13 protein-coding genes are annotated in these 18035 nt (G+C 71.3%); 6 read left to right on the plus strand and 7 right to left on the minus strand.

The window, feature by feature from the left end; all coding sequences use genetic code 11:
- Positions 1-116: 116 nt before the first annotated feature.
- Positions 117-629 (plus strand): LppU/SCO3897 family protein, encoded by a 513-nt coding sequence (locus tag ACTWOL_RS13640; RefSeq protein ID WP_474296942.1) that lies wholly within the window; start codon positions 117-119, stop codon positions 627-629.
- A gap of 51 nt (positions 630-680) precedes the next feature.
- On the opposite strand, the gene ACTWOL_RS13645 is transcribed toward ACTWOL_RS13640, so the two are convergent.
- The 6 genes from ACTWOL_RS13645 to speB form a co-directional block, all read right to left on the minus strand.
- On the minus strand, positions 681-2159 hold the full coding sequence (locus tag ACTWOL_RS13645; protein WP_474296943.1) for a S28 family serine protease: 1479 nt from the start codon (positions 2157-2159) through the stop codon (positions 681-683).
- A 190-nt stretch (positions 2160-2349) separates the two neighbouring features.
- Complete coding sequence (locus ACTWOL_RS13650) at positions 2350-2730, minus strand: hypothetical protein (RefSeq protein ID WP_474296944.1); 381 nt, start codon at positions 2728-2730, stop codon at positions 2350-2352.
- 265 nt (positions 2731-2995) lie between these two features.
- Positions 2996-6844 (minus strand): ABC transporter ATP-binding protein, encoded by a 3849-nt coding sequence (locus tag ACTWOL_RS13655; RefSeq protein ID WP_474296945.1) that lies wholly within the window; start codon positions 6842-6844, stop codon positions 2996-2998.
- 223 nt (positions 6845-7067) lie between these two features.
- On the minus strand, positions 7068-8156 hold the full coding sequence (locus ACTWOL_RS13660) for a serine hydrolase (RefSeq protein WP_474296946.1): 1089 nt from the start codon (positions 8154-8156) through the stop codon (positions 7068-7070).
- A 340-nt stretch (positions 8157-8496) separates the two neighbouring features.
- A complete protein-coding gene (locus ACTWOL_RS13665; protein ID WP_474296947.1) occupies positions 8497-10239 on the minus strand; it encodes a thiamine pyrophosphate-binding protein in 1743 nt (580 codons plus the stop codon).
- 135 nt (positions 10240-10374) lie between these two features.
- A complete protein-coding gene (gene speB / locus ACTWOL_RS13670; protein ID WP_474296948.1) occupies positions 10375-11364 on the minus strand; it encodes an agmatinase in 990 nt (329 codons plus the stop codon).
- Positions 11365-11548: 184 nt separating this feature from the next.
- Here speB and ACTWOL_RS13675 point away from each other — a divergent pair, with 184 nt between their 5' ends.
- The 5 genes from ACTWOL_RS13675 to ACTWOL_RS13695 all read left to right on the plus strand — a co-directional run bounded on the left by ACTWOL_RS13675 (position 11549) and on the right by ACTWOL_RS13695 (position 17309).
- The gene (locus ACTWOL_RS13675; RefSeq protein WP_474296949.1) at positions 11549-13171 is read left to right on the plus strand and encodes a PucR family transcriptional regulator; all 1623 of its coding nucleotides are present in this window, start codon (positions 11549-11551) and stop codon (positions 13169-13171) included.
- A gap of 103 nt (positions 13172-13274) precedes the next feature.
- On the plus strand, positions 13275-13745 hold the full coding sequence (locus tag ACTWOL_RS13680; RefSeq protein WP_474296950.1) for a hypothetical protein: 471 nt from the start codon (positions 13275-13277) through the stop codon (positions 13743-13745).
- A 233-nt stretch (positions 13746-13978) separates the two neighbouring features.
- Positions 13979-15136 carry an acyl-CoA dehydrogenase family protein gene (locus tag ACTWOL_RS13685; protein WP_474296951.1) on the plus strand — a complete coding sequence of 386 codons (1158 nt, stop codon included), beginning with the start codon at positions 13979-13981 and terminating at the stop codon, positions 15134-15136.
- A 4-nt stretch (positions 15137-15140) separates the two neighbouring features.
- Entirely contained in the window at positions 15141-16016 is an 876-nt protein-coding gene (gene tesB, locus ACTWOL_RS13690) for an acyl-CoA thioesterase II (protein ID WP_474296952.1), read from the plus strand.
- Positions 16017-16205: 189 nt separating this feature from the next.
- On the plus strand, positions 16206-17309 hold the full coding sequence (locus tag ACTWOL_RS13695) for a cation diffusion facilitator family transporter (RefSeq protein WP_474296953.1): 1104 nt from the start codon (positions 16206-16208) through the stop codon (positions 17307-17309).
- Here the strand turns inward: ACTWOL_RS13695 and ACTWOL_RS13700 are convergent.
- Entirely contained in the window at positions 17245-18024 is a 780-nt protein-coding gene (locus tag ACTWOL_RS13700; protein ID WP_474296954.1) for a phosphatase, read from the minus strand. The genes ACTWOL_RS13695 and ACTWOL_RS13700 overlap by 65 nt on opposite strands.
- Between the last annotated feature and the right edge of the window lie 11 nt (positions 18025-18035).

Genomic DNA, 18035 nt, shown 5'->3' on the forward strand with positions numbered 1-18035 from the left:
CCTTCATGCGCATGCGGTGGCTGAGTGCCGGAGTGCTGTGTGCACTCCTCGTCGGTTGCCGGCAGCTGCCCGCACGCGGTGAGCCGGAGCCCGCCGGTCTCCCCGCGTCCGGGAGCATGGCACCGTCACCTTCCGGATACGGGGCGGTGTTCTTCGGCCTTGGTGACTGCAGCGGCAGCCGTGGCAAGGACCAGGTCCGCGAAGTGCCCTGTACAAGCGAGAAGGCGTCCGCGCGGGTCGTCGCACGTTTCGAAGGGCGCCGGCAGGACGGACCCGCGTGCCCGGCCTCGACCGACTTCGTCCTTCATATCTCGGAGAGCCGGCCCTGGGCGGACGAGGACGGGGACGGAGCCGTGCCCCAGGGCTATGCCTGCATGCGCAATTTGGAGCCGCCGCACCCCGGGGATCCTGGCGGGGGCGGCGGTCCGCACACCGTCGTCGGCGACTGTGTCCACACCTCCCGCAAGGGCCAGGTGAAGGAGACACCGTGCGACGGTTCGGCTGCCGAGCGACCCGAGTTCGAGGTGGTGGCCGCCGTGGTGCGGCGGGCGCAGTGTCCGTCGTCGACAGACCTCTACGTCCAGTTGCCCGACAGGAAGCGGCCGGTGGGCTGCGCCCGCCGACTGTGACACAGGTTCGGCGGGCGCAGCCCCGTACGCTCCGTACTGATGCGTTGGCCGCTACGGCCGCAGTGTGAACGGCTCGCGCTCGATGCGCTGCTGGTCGAGCCTCGCGTCGTAGGGCGACAGGCGCTTCGCCAGAGACGGGTTCTCCCGGACCTCGGCCGGGGCGACACCCGCCCACTCCAGGATGCGCGCGGTGGCCTTCGCCCGGTCCGGCTCGGACAGACCCGCGACGGAGGCGCCGTGGTTGCCGCCGCGCTCGGTGAAGACATACGCGTCACGCGCACCCTTGCCCGGGCGGAAGCGCTCCGCGCCCCAGGGGTCGTTCTCGCCGTACACCCAGATCATGTGCTGCGCATGGTGACGGACCCAGCTGTCGACGTCCCGCATCGCGTGCCGGTCGAACGGACCCATCGGTATCTCGCGGGGCACGTAGACGCGCGGTGTGAAGTAGCCCGGGTAGCGCAGCAGGTCCGCCAACTGCGGCTGGCGCAGCGTGGGGGATCCGAGCTGGGTGCCGGCCTGGAAGTAGTACGGCACGTAGGGTTCCAGGCCCTGGTCGGTATAGGAGGCGAAGCCGCATACCGCGTCCAGGGAATCGAGGATCTCCTGGTCGGTCGCGGTCGCCGCGGCCGGCAGGGAGGTGCAGTCGGCCAGCAGGCTGTACTGCCAGAATGCCCAGGAGTAGTCGCTGACGAGGCTCTCGAAGGCCTTGTCCGGTGAACCGATGGACAGGAAGGTGCCGTTGTTGGCCTTGGCCCACTCGCGGTACTTGGCCGTGAGTACCGCGCGGCTCGGGCCGAGTGCCCTGCGCTGGAGGGCGGTCAGCCGGCCACGGCACTCCTTGGTGCCGACCTTCTCGAAGAACCGGTCGTAGGCGGCGTCGGCGCGGTCGTTGACGTCGTTCGGTGCGACGTAGGCGACGACGCCGTCCATGTCCCGGGGGTAGAAGCGCTCGTAGTACGTCGCCGTCATCCCGCCCTTGGAGGCACCGGTCGCGATCCACTTCTTCGTGTAGATCTGCTTCAGCGCGGCGAACACCCGGTGCTGATCGCTCGCCGCCTGCCGGATGTCGAGTGTGCGCCAGTCGGCGGGACTGGGCCGGGACGGACTGAAGAAGCGGTACTCCATGTCGACCTGGTTGCCGTCGACGATCTGGGTGGGCTCCCGCCGGCGGGGGTTCGTGCCGACGTTGTAGCCGCTGGTGTAGAAGACGGTCGGACGGGCCGTGTCCTTGTGCAGCACGGTGATGCGCTGCTGGAACGTCCCCTTGGACGGACGCCGGTGGTCCACCGGCTGGGTGTAGTTGAGGACGAAGTAGCGGTAGCCGGGGTACGGCTTCTCCTCGATCAGACTCATTCCGGGAATCGCGAGGATCCGCTCCTTGATGCCGAGAGTCGGGTCCTTGATGCCGAGAGTCCGGTCCTTGGTACCGAGAGTCCGGTCCTTGCCCTCCTGGGCCGACGCTCCCGTCGTGCCTGCGCCCGGATCGGCGGCGGCCGCGCTCGCCGTCACCCCCGGAACTCCAATGAGCATGACAAGCGATAACAGCCATCTCAGCGCCGTGCGCATGCGCCCTCCCCTGGGTTCACAACGGTTCGCGGTGAACCTAGTGCCGCAACACCCGTACCACCAGCCCCGGTTGAGCCAGAGGTCCGATTTCAGCTGTGTCCCGGCACGAGTACCGGAAGGAAACGCGGAGGGTGCGGGTGCGGCAGCCGGGACCTCAGCAGACGATCCAGCCCGTCGAGACACCCTTCCCGGCCACGGCACCGGTGGCACGGACACACCGGTTGAGCGCGTGCACCGTGACGGGCCCCGCCTGCCGGGTGAACCGGCCGGCGTCCACAGCCGTACGCCCGCCGCGCGGCTGGAGGGTGACCGACATCGCCCGCTTGCCACCTGTTCCCTTGGCGATGGTCATGGCGCACACATAGGCGCGGCTCCGGTAGACCCGGAGCTCCCCCGTCGCGAACTTCACGGTCTTGGCGGGACGGCCCGAACACACCGAGGCCGCCTCCGCCCTCTGCACGACAGGACCGACCGCCAGCGCGGTCCCCACGACAGCGAGCACAGCGCCGACGCGCACCAGCACTCTTCCGAACACTCTTGCTCCCCTCGCACACCACACCGTATGGACGTACGACGCAGGGGAGGAGTCACTCGGTTGCCGCCAACCCACCGCCCCGGGATCCCGGCTGGTCAGCCCGCACCCCGACCGGTTCGCCGGCCCGGACCACAGTGCGGGAGCCCGAATCAGGGCCCGGTCAGCCCGAACCAGGGCCCGGCGCGAACGACCGGCACCTCCTGCGCACCCGGCCGTCACCGTCCTCGACGACCGGGCGGCGATCAGAACCGGCCGTACCGGATGATCAGACCATGGCGGACGCCGTCGTCTCCCCGGTGAACGCGCGCCACAGAGCGGCGTATCGCCCGTTCAGCGCCAGCAGCTCGTCATGGGTGCCGTCCTCGACGACCCGCCCGTGCGCCATCACGACCACCCGGTCGGCACGGGCCGCCGTGGTCAGCCGGTGGGCAACGATCAGGGTGGTCCGTGCGGCGGCGTCGGACGTGGGGCGGTCGGACGACGGGAGGCCGGCTCGGCGGCCGGTGAGCCGATCGGTGGCTTGGTTGACCTGTGCCTCGGTGGCCAGGTCCAGGGCCGCGGTCGCCTCGTCGAGCAACAGCACGTCCGGATCGACGAGCTCCGCGCGAGCGAGCGCGATGAGCTGGCGCTGGCCGGCGGACAGATTGCGGCCCCGCTCGGCGACCTCGTGCAGATAGCCGCCGTCGAGCGTCGCGATCATGTCATGGGCGCCCACCGCCCGCGCCGCGGCCTCGACCTCGGCGTCCGTCGCCTCGGGCCGCCCGTAGGCGATGGCGTCGCGGAGCGTGCCGGGGAAGAGATACGCCTCCTGCGGCACGATGCCGAGCCGGTGGCGGTACGCGGTGAGTTCGAGGTCCCGCAGATCGGTTCCGTCGGCGGTGACCCGGCCGCTGGTCGGGTCGTAGAACCGGGCCACCAGCTTCACCAGCGTCGACTTCCCCGCTCCGGTCTCACCGACGAACGCGACCGTCTGCCCGGCCGGGATCCGCAGGTTGATCCCGCTGAGCGCCGCCTCCGGCTCCGCTCCATCACCGCTGCCGGTGGCGGTGCTGGTGTCGGTGGCAACGGTGTTGGTGGCGGTGACGGTGGGGCTGGTGGCGGCACCGTAGGCGAAGCCGACGTTCTCGAAGGCGATCTCACCGCGCAGCGACCGTACGTCGCGGGGCTCATCGGCCGGGGCCGTGGACGTCGGCTCACGCAGCAGCTCCTGGATGCGGCCCAGCGACACGGTGGCCTGCTGATAGCCGTCGAAGACCTGGGACAGCTGCTGCACGGGAGCGAAGAACAGATCGATGTAGAGCAGATACGCGACCAGCGCACCGGTCGTGAGCGTGCCCGCCTCGATCCGCCCGGCACCGACGACCAGCACGGCCGCGGCGGCCACCGAGGACAGCAGCTGAACGAACGGGAAGTACACCGAGATCAGCCACTGGCCCCGCACCCGCGCCGCTCGGTAGCTGCTGCTGCGCTCCACGAACCGGTCGTTGCCCGAACGCTCACGGCGGAACGCCTGCACGATGCGCAGCCCGCTGACCGACTCCTGGAGATCCGCGTTGACGACGCTGATCCGCTCACGGGCCAGCTCGTACGCCTTCACCGACCGCCGACGGAAGAAGAAGGTCCCCACTGCCAGCACCGGCAGGGTGGCGAACACCACCAGGGCCATCTCCACATCGAGCACGACCAGCACGATCATGATCCCGAAGAAGGTGACGACGGAGACGAAGGCGGTGACCAGCCCGGTCTGCAGGAAAGTGGACAGCGCGTCCACGTCCGTCGTCATCCGGGTCATGATCCGGCCGGTCATCTCACGCTCGTAGTAGTCGAGCCCGAGCCGTTGGAGCTGCGCGAATATCTTCAGCCTGAGCGCGTACAGGATGCGCTCGCCGGTGCGCCCGGTCATCCGGGTCTCACCCACCTGTGCGATCCACTGCACCAGCACGGCCACCAGCGCGAACGCCGAGGCCGCCCAGACCGCCCCGAGTGCCAACCGCTCGACGCCGTCGTCGATGCCGTGCCGGATCAGCACCGGCAGCAGCAGGCCCATGCCCGCGTCGGTCGCGACCAGCAGCAGGCTGACCAGCAGCGGCAGCCAGAAGCCCCGCAGCAGTCTGCGCAGTCCGTACGAGCCGGATTCCTCGGGCATGACCGCCCGTGTCTCGTCCACCCCCGGGGTGTCGTCGGCCGGGGGCAGGGCCGCGACCTGGGCGAGCAGCTCGGGTGTGGCACCGGTGGCCTCGTCCTGCTCGGCCTCTTCCTTTCGGACCCACAGTGGTGGGGTGATCCCGCGTTCGGCGTCGAACTCGGCGTCCATCTCGGCCCGCAGGGTGCGGTCCTCGGGGATCTCGATCTGGGTGGTGTGCCCCGGGGACACCCCGCCCAGCTCATCGGGGTCGGTGAGCAGCCGCCGATACAGTGCCGAACGTTCCTGCAGCTCATCGTGGGTACCGATGTCCGCCAGCCGGCCCTCGTCGAGCACGGCGATGCGGTCGGCGAGACCGAGGGTGGAGCGCCGGTGGGCGATCAGCAGGGTCGTACGCCCGGCCATGACGCCGCGCAGCGCCTCGTGGATCTCGTGCTCGACCCGGGCGTCCACGGCCGAGGTCGCGTCGTCCAGGAGCAACAGGCGCGGATCGGCGAGGATCGCCCGGGCCAGGGCGATGCGCTGGCGCTGGCCGCCGGAGAGGGTGAGGCCGTGCTCGCCGACCTTGGTGTCGTAGCCGCCGGGCAGCTCGGCGATGAAACGGTCCGCCTGGGCCGTGCGGGCCGCCTCGGCGATCTCCTCGTCCGTCGCGCCCGGCTTTCCGTACGCGATGTTGGCGCGGACGGTGTCGGAGAAGAGGAAACTGTCCTCGGGCACCAGGCCGATGGCGGCGCGCAGTGAGTCCAGGGTCAGCTCGCGGACGTCGTGACCGCCCACGAGCACGGCGCCGTGCGTGACGTCGTAGAAGCGGGGCAGCAGCAGCGAGACCGTGGACTTGCCGCTGCCGGACGAGCCGACGACCGCCACGGTCTCGCCGGGCCTGATCTCCAGCGAGAAGCCGTCGAGGACCGGTCGTGCCGTTTCCCCGTCCCCGTACGAGAAGCCGACGTCGTCGAACTCCACCGTGGCCGGGGCGTCGGCCGGGAGCTCTTTGGTGCCGTCCTTGATGACCGGCTCGGTGTCGATGAGCTCCAGGACCCGCTCGACGCCCGCCCGTGCCTGCTGACCGACGGTGAGCACCATGGCGAGCATCCGTACCGGACCCACCAGCTGGGCGAGATACGTCGAGAACGCGACGAACGTACCGAGGGTGATCTGCCCGCGTGTGGCCAGCCAGCCGCCGAGCGCCAGCATGGCGACCTGGCCGAACGCGGGGACGGCCTGCAGCGCCGGGGTGTATCGGGCGTTCAGCCTGACGGTGCGCAGCCGTCCGGCGAAGAGCCGCCCGCTGACGTCCTTGAGCTTTCCGGTCTCCTGCCCCTCCTGCCCGAAGCCCTTGACGACACGCACGCCGGTGACCGCCCCGTCGACCACACCGGCGACGGCGGCTGCCTGCTGCTGGGCGTACCAGGTGGCCGGGTGCAGCCTGACGCGGCTGCGCTTCGCGATGAACCAGAGAGCGGGCGCGACCGCGAGGGCGACGAGGGTGAGCGGCAGGGACAGCCAGGCCATGATCCCCAGGGAGATGAGGAAGAGCAGGACGTTCCCGATCGTCATCGGGAGCATGAAGAGCAGGCCCTGGATCAGCTGGAGGTCACTGGTGGCACGTCCGACGACCTGGCCGGTGGACAGCTCGTCCTGGCGTCTCCCGTCGAGCCGGCTGATCGTTCCGTACATCTCGGTGCGCAGGTCGTGCTGCACGTCGAGGGCGAGACGTCCGCCGTAGTAGCGCCGGACGTACGTCAGAACGTAAACGGCGACCGCGGCGACGACGAGCAGCCCGGTCCAGACCGCGAGCGAGCGTGTGTGGTTTCCGATGACATCGTCGATGACGACCTTGGTGATCAGCGGCACCACGGCCATCACGGCCATACCGCCGAGGGACGACCCGAGCGCGAGCACGACATTGCGCCGGTAGCGCCAGGAGTACCCGGCCAGCCGTCGAGCCCACCCTTGTTCTTCCCCCGCCACAGATGCCTCCCGGCTCCGGTTGATCCACGCTCGTTGCGTCAACGGCACCAACGCGCAGGAGCGCGCATTTCATCCCGCTGCGACGAAGTTCGGTCTCTGGTCCTAGGTCCGGTCCGAGACCGGGACCTCGCAGGGCGGGGGCGCATCCCCGGCCGGGGCCGGGGGGAGACAGCCCTCGTACCGGGCGTACGGTGCGGCTCCGGCGAACGCGCCGCGGGGGTACCTACCGGCGCAGCCAGAGGGAGCGCCGCAGCTGACACCGCGGGCTCGACAGGATCGCCCGGACAGGACCCAGACAGGACGAGGGACCGCTCGCTGGGGGCGGTCCGCCTCCCCGCGCGGCCGGCGGTCCGTGGAGCGGGACGTACGGACCGGCACCGGAGCGCGGGTTCGCGGTGACGGCGTCGCGTGCCGTGCGACCGGGGACGGCCGGGATCGCCTCCTGGGGGGTGTCCGGCGGCCGGTACTGCTGGCCCGCCGGGGCCATCGGGTTGAGGTCCCCGTGGACCGCGCGGGCAACGGCCTGAATGGTGCCGATGCCGTCCCTCATGGTCGCGTTGTCATGGGTGAGCACGGTCAGCTGGTAGTCGTGCGCCGTACCGGTGAAGGCGCCGGTCGAGTGCACCCGCCAGCCATGGGTCGACCGTGACAGCCAGCCGTTCTTGACGTGGATCTCGGCGGTGGAGGGCGCACCGGCCGGCACGCCCCAGCGCTGCGACGCCACGACGGCGTTCATCAGTCGCAGGACATAACCGCGTGAGGCGTTCGTCAGCACCGTGTTCTCGAGCGTGAGCAGGTTCAGCAGCTGTTGCTGGTCACGGGCGGTGATCTGGGTGAGTCCCCAGTAGCCGCGCGGGCCCGGGGCGGTGTTGGTCATGCCCGCCGCGTTGAGGAAACCCTTGATCGCGCTCACGCCGAGGTGGCGCCACAGGGCGCTGGTGGCGTCGTTGTCCGACTTGGTGATCATGGCTCTGGCTCGCGACTTCTCCGGCGCGGTCAACTGGCGGCCGGTCTTCTGCGCGTCCCAGAGCAGGGTGGCGAGCACGGCCACCTTGACCACACTGGCGGAGTCGAACCGCTGGTCCGGGCGCAGTATGCAGCTGGTCTTGGTCATCCGGTCGTTGACCAGCACGGAGGTCGTCGAGCCGCGGCCCATGAGGGCGCCGTTGATGTCCTTGACGAGCCGGGCGGCGAGGCCGGCCTTCTTCGAGGTGCACACGACCGCGGGCGTGGCCGCGGTCACGCCCGCCGCGGCCGTGCCCTGCGTGGTGGTGACGGCGGCCGGCACGAGCACGCCGAGGACGGCGGCCACGTGGAGGCCTCCACGTCCGAAGCGGTGTACGGAGTGTCTCTTCACATCTCACATAACTCCGCCGCACCGCAATGGTTATATGACAATACTGTCGTTGTGCACCCAAATGAGGATCAGCGGCGCGGCAGACGCACCGTCAGCCGGTACAACCGGGTGATCTGCGCGGAGTTCCGGTTAACGCCCTCCACCGCAGCAACCGGAGACGGCCCCGGGCCACGGGAAGTGAGCGAGAGCGCCCCGGTGTTGTGCCGTGGCGCCGACGGCTGGGCCCGGCCGACCTCCCGTGAACGTCCGCCGAACCCCGGTCGGGGCATGTGCCGCACGCCGCGACCCGTCGCCCTCACAGGTGTGTCGGGGCGAACATCCTCAGCAGCGCGGGCAGTACGACGACCGAGGGGCCCGGCTGCTCGAGCGACTTCGACAGGTCCTCGCGCAGCGTCGAGGGTGACGTACGGACCGCGGGCACTCCGAAGGACTCGGCGAGCGCGACGAAGTCCGGCCGGGACAGCTCGGTCCCGGTCGTCTCGCCGAAGGCGTCGGTCATGTACTCGCGCAGGATGCCGTAGCCGCCGTCGTCGACGATCAGCCAGGTCACCGGCAGGTCGTACTGCTTCGCCGTCGCCAGCTCCGCGATCGAGTACATCGCGCCGCCGTCACCGGAGACGGCGAGCACCGGCGTGGTGGGGTCCGCCGCCGCGGCACCGAGCGCGCCGGGGAAGGCGTAGCCGAGGCCGCCCGCGCCCTGTGCGGAGTGCATGGTGTTCGGCCGCCTGGCGTCGAAGGCGGACCAGGCCCAGTAGGCCAGGATCGTCATGTCCCAGAAGCTCGGGGAGTCGTCGGGAAGCGCCTCGCGCACTGCGGCGAGCACCTCCTGTTCCAGCGTCAGTTCCTGTCCGCTGATCCGTTCCCGTACCCGTCCGAGCAGGGTGGCCACCCGCTCGGCGGCCGACGGCCGCCCGCTCCCCCGCCGTTCTTCGGACGCGGCTGAGAGCTCTCCTGGCGAGGCCGCGGGGAGCGTCCCCGCGTCGAGGGTCTCCAGCAGGGCCGAGAGCGCGATGCGGGCGTCTGCGTGGATGCCGAGAGCGGGATGGTTGGACTCCAGCTTGCCGGGGTCGGCCTCGATCTGGATCACCCGGCCGCGCGGCGTGAACGTGTGGTAGTTCGAGGAGAGCTCACCGAGCCCCGAGCCCACGACCAGCAGGACGTCGGCGTCCTCCAGGAGGTCGGTGGTGTGCCGGTCCTCCAGCCAGGACTGCATCGACAGGGGGTGGTGCCACGGGAAGGCGCCCTTGCCGCCGAAGGTGGTGACGACCGGCGCGTCCAGCTTCTCGGCGAGCGCGCGCAGCTTGCCGGAGGCGTCGGCGCGTACCACGCCTCCGCCCGCGATGATCGCCGGGCGCTCGGCGCAGCGCAGCAGATGCGCGGCGAGGGCGGTCAGCTCGGGTCGTGGGACCAGGTCGTGCGGGGTCGCGTCCATGGCCGTGACGACCGGCAGGTCGGTCGCGGTGGCCAGCACGTCCTGGGGGATCTCGACCCAGACCGGGCCGTGCGGGGCGCTCAGCGCGGACTCCCAGGCGTCCGCGATCGCGGACGGGATCTGGGACGCCGTGCGCACGGTGTGCACGGACTTCACGATGTCGCGGAACGACGCCTTCTGGTCGCGCAGTTCGTGCAGATAGCCGTGACGTCCGCCGCCGAGCCCCGCGGTGGGGACCTGACTGGAGATCGCCAGTACCGGCGCCGAGGCGGCCGCGGCCTCCTGGAGGGCGGCGAGCGAGGTCAGCGCGCCGGGCCCGGTCGACAGCAGCAGCGGCGCGACCTCGCCGGTGATCCGTCCGTAGGCGTCGGCGGCGAAGCCCGCGTTGTTCTCGACGCGCAGCCCGATGTACCGCAGCGACGAACGGCGCAGGGCGTCGAACATCCCGAGAGCGTGCTGGCCCGGCAGGCCGAAGACCGTCGTGGCCCCCAGACCCCTCAGGGTCTCGACGACCAGATCACCGCCGCTGCGTCCGGCGGGAGGGTTGAGCGCGGCCTCGGTCTGCGCCGCGGTGGGCCGCAGGACGAGGTCGTGGTCGTGGGTCATGGGTGTCCCTTCGGTGTGCCCGGCGGCCGCGGAACGCTCCGGCGGACCGGCGGGCGTACCCGAGGGGGGCCGCTCCGGCCGAAGCGACCCCCTCGCGCTCTGCTTCGCGCTCTGTTTCGCGCTCGGCTCCGGGCTTTACTTCGCGCTCTGCTCCGTGCCGGACGCGCGGCCGGCGGCGATCTGACGGGCCATGATCGTAGTCAGCTCGTACGCGGTGTGGGAGGCCGCGACGGAGGTGATCTCGGCGTGGTCGTAGGCCGGGGCGACCTCGACGACATCGGCCGATACGAGGTTGCACGAGGCGAGGCCGCGCAGGATCTCCAGCAGCTCGCGGGAGGTCATGCCGCCCGCTTCGGGGGTGCCGGTGCCCGGGGCGTGCGCCGGGTCGAGGCAGTCGATGTCGATGGAGATGTAGAGCGGGCGGTCGCCGATGCGCTGGCGCAGCTGGTCGGCGACCTCGTCCGCGCCCCGCCGGTAGACGTCGGACGAGGTGACGATGCCGAAGCCCAACTTCTCGTCGTCGGTGAGGTCCTGCTTGCCGTAGAGCGGGCCGCGGATGCCGACGTGGGACAGCGCCTCGGTGTCGAGGACGCCCTCCTCGACGGCGCGGCGGAACGGGGTGCCGTGGGTGTACTCGGCACCGAAGTAGGTGTCCCAGGTGTCCAGGTGCGCGTCGAAGTGGAGCAGCGCGACCGGGCCGTGCTGCTTGGCGACCGAGCGCAGCAGCGGCAGCGCGATGGTGTGGTCACCGCCCAGCGTCATCATGCGGGCGCCGGTGCCCAGGATGTCGTCGGCCGCGGCCTCGATGGTCTCGACGGCCTCGTTGATGTTGAACGGGTTGGCGGCGATGTCACCCGCGTCCGCGACCTGGGCGAGCGCGAAGGGGGAGGCGTCCTGCGCCGGGTTGTACGGGCGCAGGAGCCTCGAGGCCTCGCGGATGGCGTTGCCGCCGAAGCGCGCGCCGGGACGGTAGGAGACCCCGGCGTCGAAGGGCACGCCGACCACGGCGACATCGGTACGGCCGACCTCGTCGAGCCGGGGCAGCCGGGCGAACGTCGCGGGTCCGGCGTACCGCGGGATGCGGGACGAGTCGATGGGCCCGCGCGGCGTCTCGTTGCTGCTCATGACCATGCCTTCTTCCTGCGCTTTTCTATGGACGCACGTTCGCTGCGCACGTGTGCGCGGGGCAGGCAGGCGCATCCGCCCGTACCCGCGGCCGTCGGCTGCCTCGACGATAAGTGGCCGGATGGCGACGATGAAGTGTACGTTTCATCCATTCGGGAAGTCCTCTTCGGATGGAACGTCCACCATGCCGGACCCCGCACCAGCCCCCTTCGCCCCACCGGTTCCGCTGGCCGCGCTGCTGGCGCGCGAGGATCTCGGGCTGCGGCTGATCACAGGGCCCGAGGACACCGAGATCCAGTGGGTGCACACATCGGAGATGGCCGATCCGTACCCCTATCTGCTCGGCGGTGAGCTCCTGCTGACGGCGGGTGTCCTGCTGGAGGATCCGCGTACGTACGCCGCCCGGGTGACGGAGGCGGGCGGCGCGGCGATCGGCTTCGGGGTGGCCCCCGTGTACGACACCGTGCCCGAGGCCCTGGTCAGGGCCTGCGAGGAGCACGGCCTCCCGCTGATCGAGGTGCCCCCGCGGACCCCGTTCACGGCGATCGCCCGCGCGGTCTGGCAGTTGATGGCCCAGGTGCGGCTCCGGGAGGTACGCCGCGTCAGTGAGGCCCAGCAGGGTCTGGCCACGGCGGCCGCACGCCCGGACCCAGTGCCCGCGGTGCTGCAGCAGCTGGCGACCCGGCTGGGCGGCTGGGCCGTGCTGCTGTCACCGGACGGCTCGGCCGTGTCCTCGGCGGGGCGCGCGCCGTCGCGGGAGGCGCGTGAGGCACTGGGGCAGCTGGCGCGGGTGGTGAACCCGGCCGAGGAGGGCGAGGAGGGCGAGGAGGGCGAGGAGGGCAGCGAGAACGAGCCCCCGGAAACCGGGACACGCGGGGAACACGAGGACCACGGAAGGCCCGAAGGGCACACGGACCCTACGGAACCCACAGAGCGGCACACGGCATACGCAGCTCACACGGAACACCGGGCACAGGAGTCGCAGTCACCGCCCCGGCGCACCCCCTCCTCCGCGTCCGATACCGCCGGGGGGCAGCACCTGGCCGCCTACGCCCTCGGGGGCGCGGAGGGACTGGTCCTCGGGATCGCGACCGGTGCGCGGGAGCCCGGCGGCCACACCGTGGCGGGCATGGCCGTCGTCCTGCTGTCGCTGCTCACCGCACCGCACCAGGGGGCGGACGCGAACGCGCGCTCCGCCGCGCTGGTACGGCTGCTGCTGGGCGAGGTGCCCGCCGACGTCGCGCCGTCGCTCGCGCCGGGGCGCTGGACCGTGGTGCACGCCTCCCGGCACGGTGTGGCACCCGACCGGATCGCCGCCTCGGCGCTCGGCGCGGCACTCGGCAGTGCGCTGGTGCACGTGGACGGCGGCGTCGTACGGATCCTGCTCTCCGGTGACCGCCGGATCGAGCCCCAGCCGGGCTGGACGCTCGGAGTGAGCGACCCCGCCAGGCCTGACGGCCTGACCGCCGCGGACACGGCCGCCGCCCGCGCCCTGCGCCGCGCCGCCGCGACCCGCACACCGCTGGTACACCAGCAGACGGGCGGACTGGCCGCCCTCGTCCCCGACGCCGAGGCGGAGGCCCACGCCCGCGCGCTGCTCGCCCCGCTCGCGGACTCCCCCGCGCTCACGGAGACGCTGCGCACCTGGCTCTCGCTGCACGGCAGCTGGGACCGTACGGCCATCGCCGAGGGCATCCACCGCAACACCGTGAGGCAGCGCATCGCGCGCTGCGGGAAGCTGCTGGACGTGGATCTGAACGATCCGGACGTGCGGATGGAGCTGTGGTTCGCGCTGCGGCACGGATGACGCGCCCGGGCGCACTCTTGAGTGAGACCCCCACGACCGTGACGCCCGAAGGCTGTCACTCCGGGCCAATTACCTTCTGGCACAGGCGTGTTGGAATTTCCTCATGGCCACTCCCGCTGACGGAACCACACGCCTGAGTCCGGACGAGCCGGCGCGCCGCCTGCGCACCGAGATCGAGCGCCTGAGAGACGAGGCGACGCACCAGAAGACACTCGCCCACCGGCGGGCCGAGTTCTGGACCAAGGCGGACATCGCCCTCGGTTTCCCCGCGGCCCTGCTCGCCGGCACGGCGGGGGCGACGGGACTGGCGACCGCGGACATGCGCGTCCCCGCCGCCCTTGCCGCTCTGGCCTCCGCCGGGTTCGCGGCGGGAGCGGGCTTCCTGCGCAGCGACACCAGACGCCGCGCCAACAAACGCGCCCGGCACGCCTGGGCCGCGGTGGAGGCCAGGGCAACGGTGGCACTGGCCCGGGAGCAGGTGAGCCCCGAGGATCTCGGGGCGCTGCTGGAGTGCCGCCAGGTGGCGCTGGCGGCCTACGACGGTGAGGAGCCTCAGCCGGTGTCGTCACCCTAGGCGTGGCGAGTTCGGAAGGGTTCACCACGGTGCGTGCGATGCACCCCGGGCCTCCGGCCGCCGGGAAGGCCGCCGCCCGAAGCCGCCCGAAGACCGTGCCCGGAAGCCTGCCAGGAAGGCCCACCCCCGCACGGACGTGCCGCATCTCACTCTGGACAGCCTCGGCGACCGACGGGTAACTTTACCTGAGCAAGCGCTTAGACAGCCCGTACCACCGCCGTCAGGAGGCGTCCGTGCGCCGGACCGTATTCAACGAGGACCACGAGGCGTTCCGGGAGACCATCCGCGCCTTCATCGAGGCCGAGGTCGTCCCCGTCTACGACGAGTGGTTCGCCGCCGGCCAGGCGCCGCGCGACTTCTACTACAAGCTCGGCGAGCTGGGCGTCTTCGGCATCAACGTGCCCGAGGAGTTCGGCGGCGCGGGTCTGGACACGCACAAGTTCGAGGCCGTGCTGTACGAGGAGACCTCCCGCGCGGGCGTGAACTTCGGCGGCTCCGGCGTGCATGTGCTGCTCGCCCTGCCGTACATCAAGATGCTCGCCTCCGACGAGCAGAAGAAGCGCTACCTGCCGAGCTTCGTCACCGGCGAGGAGATGTGGGCGCTGGCGATGACCGAGCCGGGCACCGGCTCCGACGTCGCGGGCATGAAGACCACCGCCAAGCTCTCCGAGGACGGCACCCACTACGTCCTCAACGGGGCCAAGACCTTCATCACCGGCGGTGTGCACGCCGACCGTGTGATCGTGTGCGCCCGCACCTCCGCCCCGCGCGAGGACGACCGCCGCTTCGGCATCTCCCTCTTCGCGGTGGACACCAAGTCCGATGGCTACTCCATCGGCCGCAAGCTGGACAAGCTCGGCCTGCGCACGTCCGACACCGCCGAGCTGGCCTTCGTCGACGTCAAGGTCCCGGTCGAGGACCTGCTGGGCGAGGAGAACAAGGGCTTCTACTACCTCGGCCAGAACCTGCCGTCGGAGCGCTGGGGCATCGCGTTCGGCGCGTACGCGCAGGCCCGGGCAGCCGTCCGGTTCGCCCAGGAGTACGTGCAGGACCGCACGGTCTTCGGCAAGACGGTCGCCTCCTTCCAGAACACCAAGTTCGAGCTGGCCGCCTGCCAGGCCGAGGTGGACGCCGCCGAGGCCGTCGCCGACCGCGCTCTGGAGGCACTCGACAAGGGTGAGCTCACCCCCGCCGAGGCCGCCTCCGCGAAGCTCTTCTGCACCGAGGTCGCCCACCGCGTCATCGACCGCTGCCTCCAGCTGCACGGCGGCTACGGCTACATGAACGAGTACCCGATAGCCCGTCTGTACGCCGACAACCGCGTCAACCGCATCTACGGCGGCACCAGCGAGGTCATGAAGTCGATCATCGCCAAGAACATGGGACTCTGATCCTGTGAGCAAGTCGCTTGACGACCTGCTCGATCTGCTCGACCTCGAGCAGATCGAGCAGGACATCTTCCGGGGCCGGTCGCGCTCGGCGATCGTGCCCCGGGTCTTCGGCGGACAGGTCGCGGCCCAGGCGCTCGTCGCCGCGGGCCGCACCGTCCCCGGCGACCGGGCGGCGCACTCCCTGCACTCGTATTTCCTGCGCATGGGCGACCCGGGCGCGCCCATCGTCTACACGGTCGACCGCATCCGCGACGGCCGGTCCTTCACGACCCGCCGGGTCGTCGCCGTCCAGCACGGCCAGCCGATCTTCCATCTCTCGGCGTCCTTCCAGACGAACGAGGACGGTCTCGACCACCAGGCGCCGATGCCGGACGCACCGGCCCCCGACTCGCTCCCCACGGCCGCCGAAAGCCTCCCGAAGTACGCGGCGGACATCCCCCCGGACATCGCGCGGCGCATGCTCGAATCCCGGTCGGCGGTCGATCTGAGGTATGTCGGCGAGCCTCCGTACGCCACCGTCGGACAGCCGCGCGAGCCGCGCTCGCAGGTGTGGTTCCGCACCAACGGCAAGCTCGCGGACGACCCGATGCTGCACATCTGCCTGGCCACCTACGTATCGGACATGACACTGCTCGACTCCGTGCTGCTCGCCCACGGGCGGGGCGGCTGGACGGTCGGGGACGTCGTGGGTGCGTCACTGGACCACGCGATGTGGTTCCACCGGCCGTTCCGGGCGGACGAGTGGCTGCTGTACGACCAGGAGTCGCCGTCGGCGCACGGCGGACGCGGTCTCGGCCAGGCCCGTATCTACACACAGGACGGGCAGCTGGCGATCACGGTGATCCAGGAAGGCGTGGTCCGGGTCCCCCGCGGCCACTAGTAGGGGGCTTCTGACGGATCTCCGTGGCGTCACGGGGTGGGACGGCTTCGAGGAGCCCGGCCCTCTCCCGCTGCCTCCGGCACAGCTCGGGTCCGGACGCGATCGCGCCGGTCTCACGGCCCATCGAGCGGGCTGCCTCGATGCGGCCGCGGCCGGGCGCCCCGGACACAACGGACATACCCTCCCCTCATGGCGAGCGACGAGAACACCGTCGGCCGGTCCGGCGGACCGGACGACGCCCCCGTCCCTCCACCCGAGCGCGTCGATCCCTGCCACACGCCGGAGAGCGCCCTCGCCGTGATCGTCGCCGGCCTCGCCAACCTGGGCATCGCCGCGGCGAAGGCGGCCGCCGGCATCATCAGCGGCTCCAGCGCGATGCTCGCCGAGGCTGCCCATTCGGTCGCCGGCACGGTCACCGGGGTGCTGCTGCTCACCGCGCCGAGACGGACCGCGAAGCCCGCCGACGAGGAGCACCCGCTGGGCTACGGTCCCGAGCGCTACATCCGGGCGGCGCTCGCATCGGTCGCGATCTTCGCGGGCGGAGCGGTCTTCGCGGTGTACGACGGCATCCGCACGCTCGCAGACGGCGGGGAGCCGGGGAGTCCGCTGGTCTCGTACATGATCCTGGCGGTCGCCGCGGTGCTGGAAGGCGTCTCGCTGCGGAGGGACGTCCGGCAGGTGCGGGCCGGGGCGGCGCACCTGGACACCCCGGTGTGGAGCCGGCTGCGCCACACCCCCGGCACAGCGGTGAAGGCCCTGTTGGCGAAGGACTCCGCGGCGCTGCTCGGCCTGCTGCTGGCCGCGGGCGGACTGGCCGGTGCCCAGATCACCGGCTCCGGCGTCTGGGACGGCATCGCGTCCCTCCTGATCGGTCTGCTGCTGGCGGTCGTCGCCTGGGTGCTGGGCCGGAGCAACGCCGAGCTGCTGATCGGCCGGCCGCTGCCGCCGCGGATGCGGGAGTCGGTCCACGAGGAGCTGCTCACCGTGCCGCACATCGTCGAGGTGCTGGAGCTGACCACCCTCGTCCAGGGCCCCACCGAGATCCTGATCGCGGCGAAGGTGAACTTCCGGGACGTGGCATCGGCCGGGCAGGTGGAGTGGGCCTGCGAGGACGCCGAGCAGCAGTTGCGCCAGCGCTTCCCGGCGATCCGGAGGGTGTATCTGGATCCGACACCGGCGGTGCACCAGGTGCGGCCCGCCCCCGGTGCTCCGGGTCCGGGCCGCGGGGTCAGAGGAGCCCCGACGCATCCAGGAGATACGCCGTCATCGGGTCGTAGAAACGCGGGTCCATGACATGGTCGTCCAGCGGGACCGTCACCTGGAGGGTGCCCTCCGCCTCGCCGATGAACAGCGCCGGGTCGTTGCAGTCGGCGTAGCCCACGGCGTCGATACCCCGCTGGCCCGCGCAGCCCGCCCAGCCGTGGTCCGCGACCACCAGATCGGGCTGGGGCCGCCCCTCGCGCCGCAGGCCGTCCAGGATCGCGGTCATCGGTTCGGGCGAATGGGTGTGCCACAGGGTCGCACCGCGCTCCAGCACCGCGACGTCCGCGAACTGGAAGACCATGCCCTCGTCCGCCGTGAGCCCCGAGGGGATGCGCACGATGTCGCAGCCCGCGGCCCTCAGCGCGTCCGCCGTCTGCCGGTGCACGTCGAGCAGCCCGCCGGGATGGCCGGTCGCGAAGAGCACCGACTGCCTTCCGGCCGCCGCCTCCTTCAGCCGTGCCGCCATCCGGTCCAGGGCGTCCACGGTCAGCTCCGGGTCGATGGTGTCCTGTCCGAACCGGTACTGCGGATCGTCGTTGACGCCGCACCGTTCGGCCATGACCGCCAGCACGTCCTGCTCGTCGGTCCAGCGGTCGCCGAGCTCCAGCCCCAGCCAGTAGTGGCGGTCGCCGTTGGCGAGCTTGCGGTAGTGGGAGAGGTTGTTGTCGCGCGGGGTGGCGACGTCTCCGGCGATACGGGTACGGACGAGGTGGTCGACGAGGGCGGCGCGGTTCGGTATCGGCATGCGCCCATTGT

It is taken from the genome of Micromonospora sp. IBHARD003, assembly GCF_056106285.1.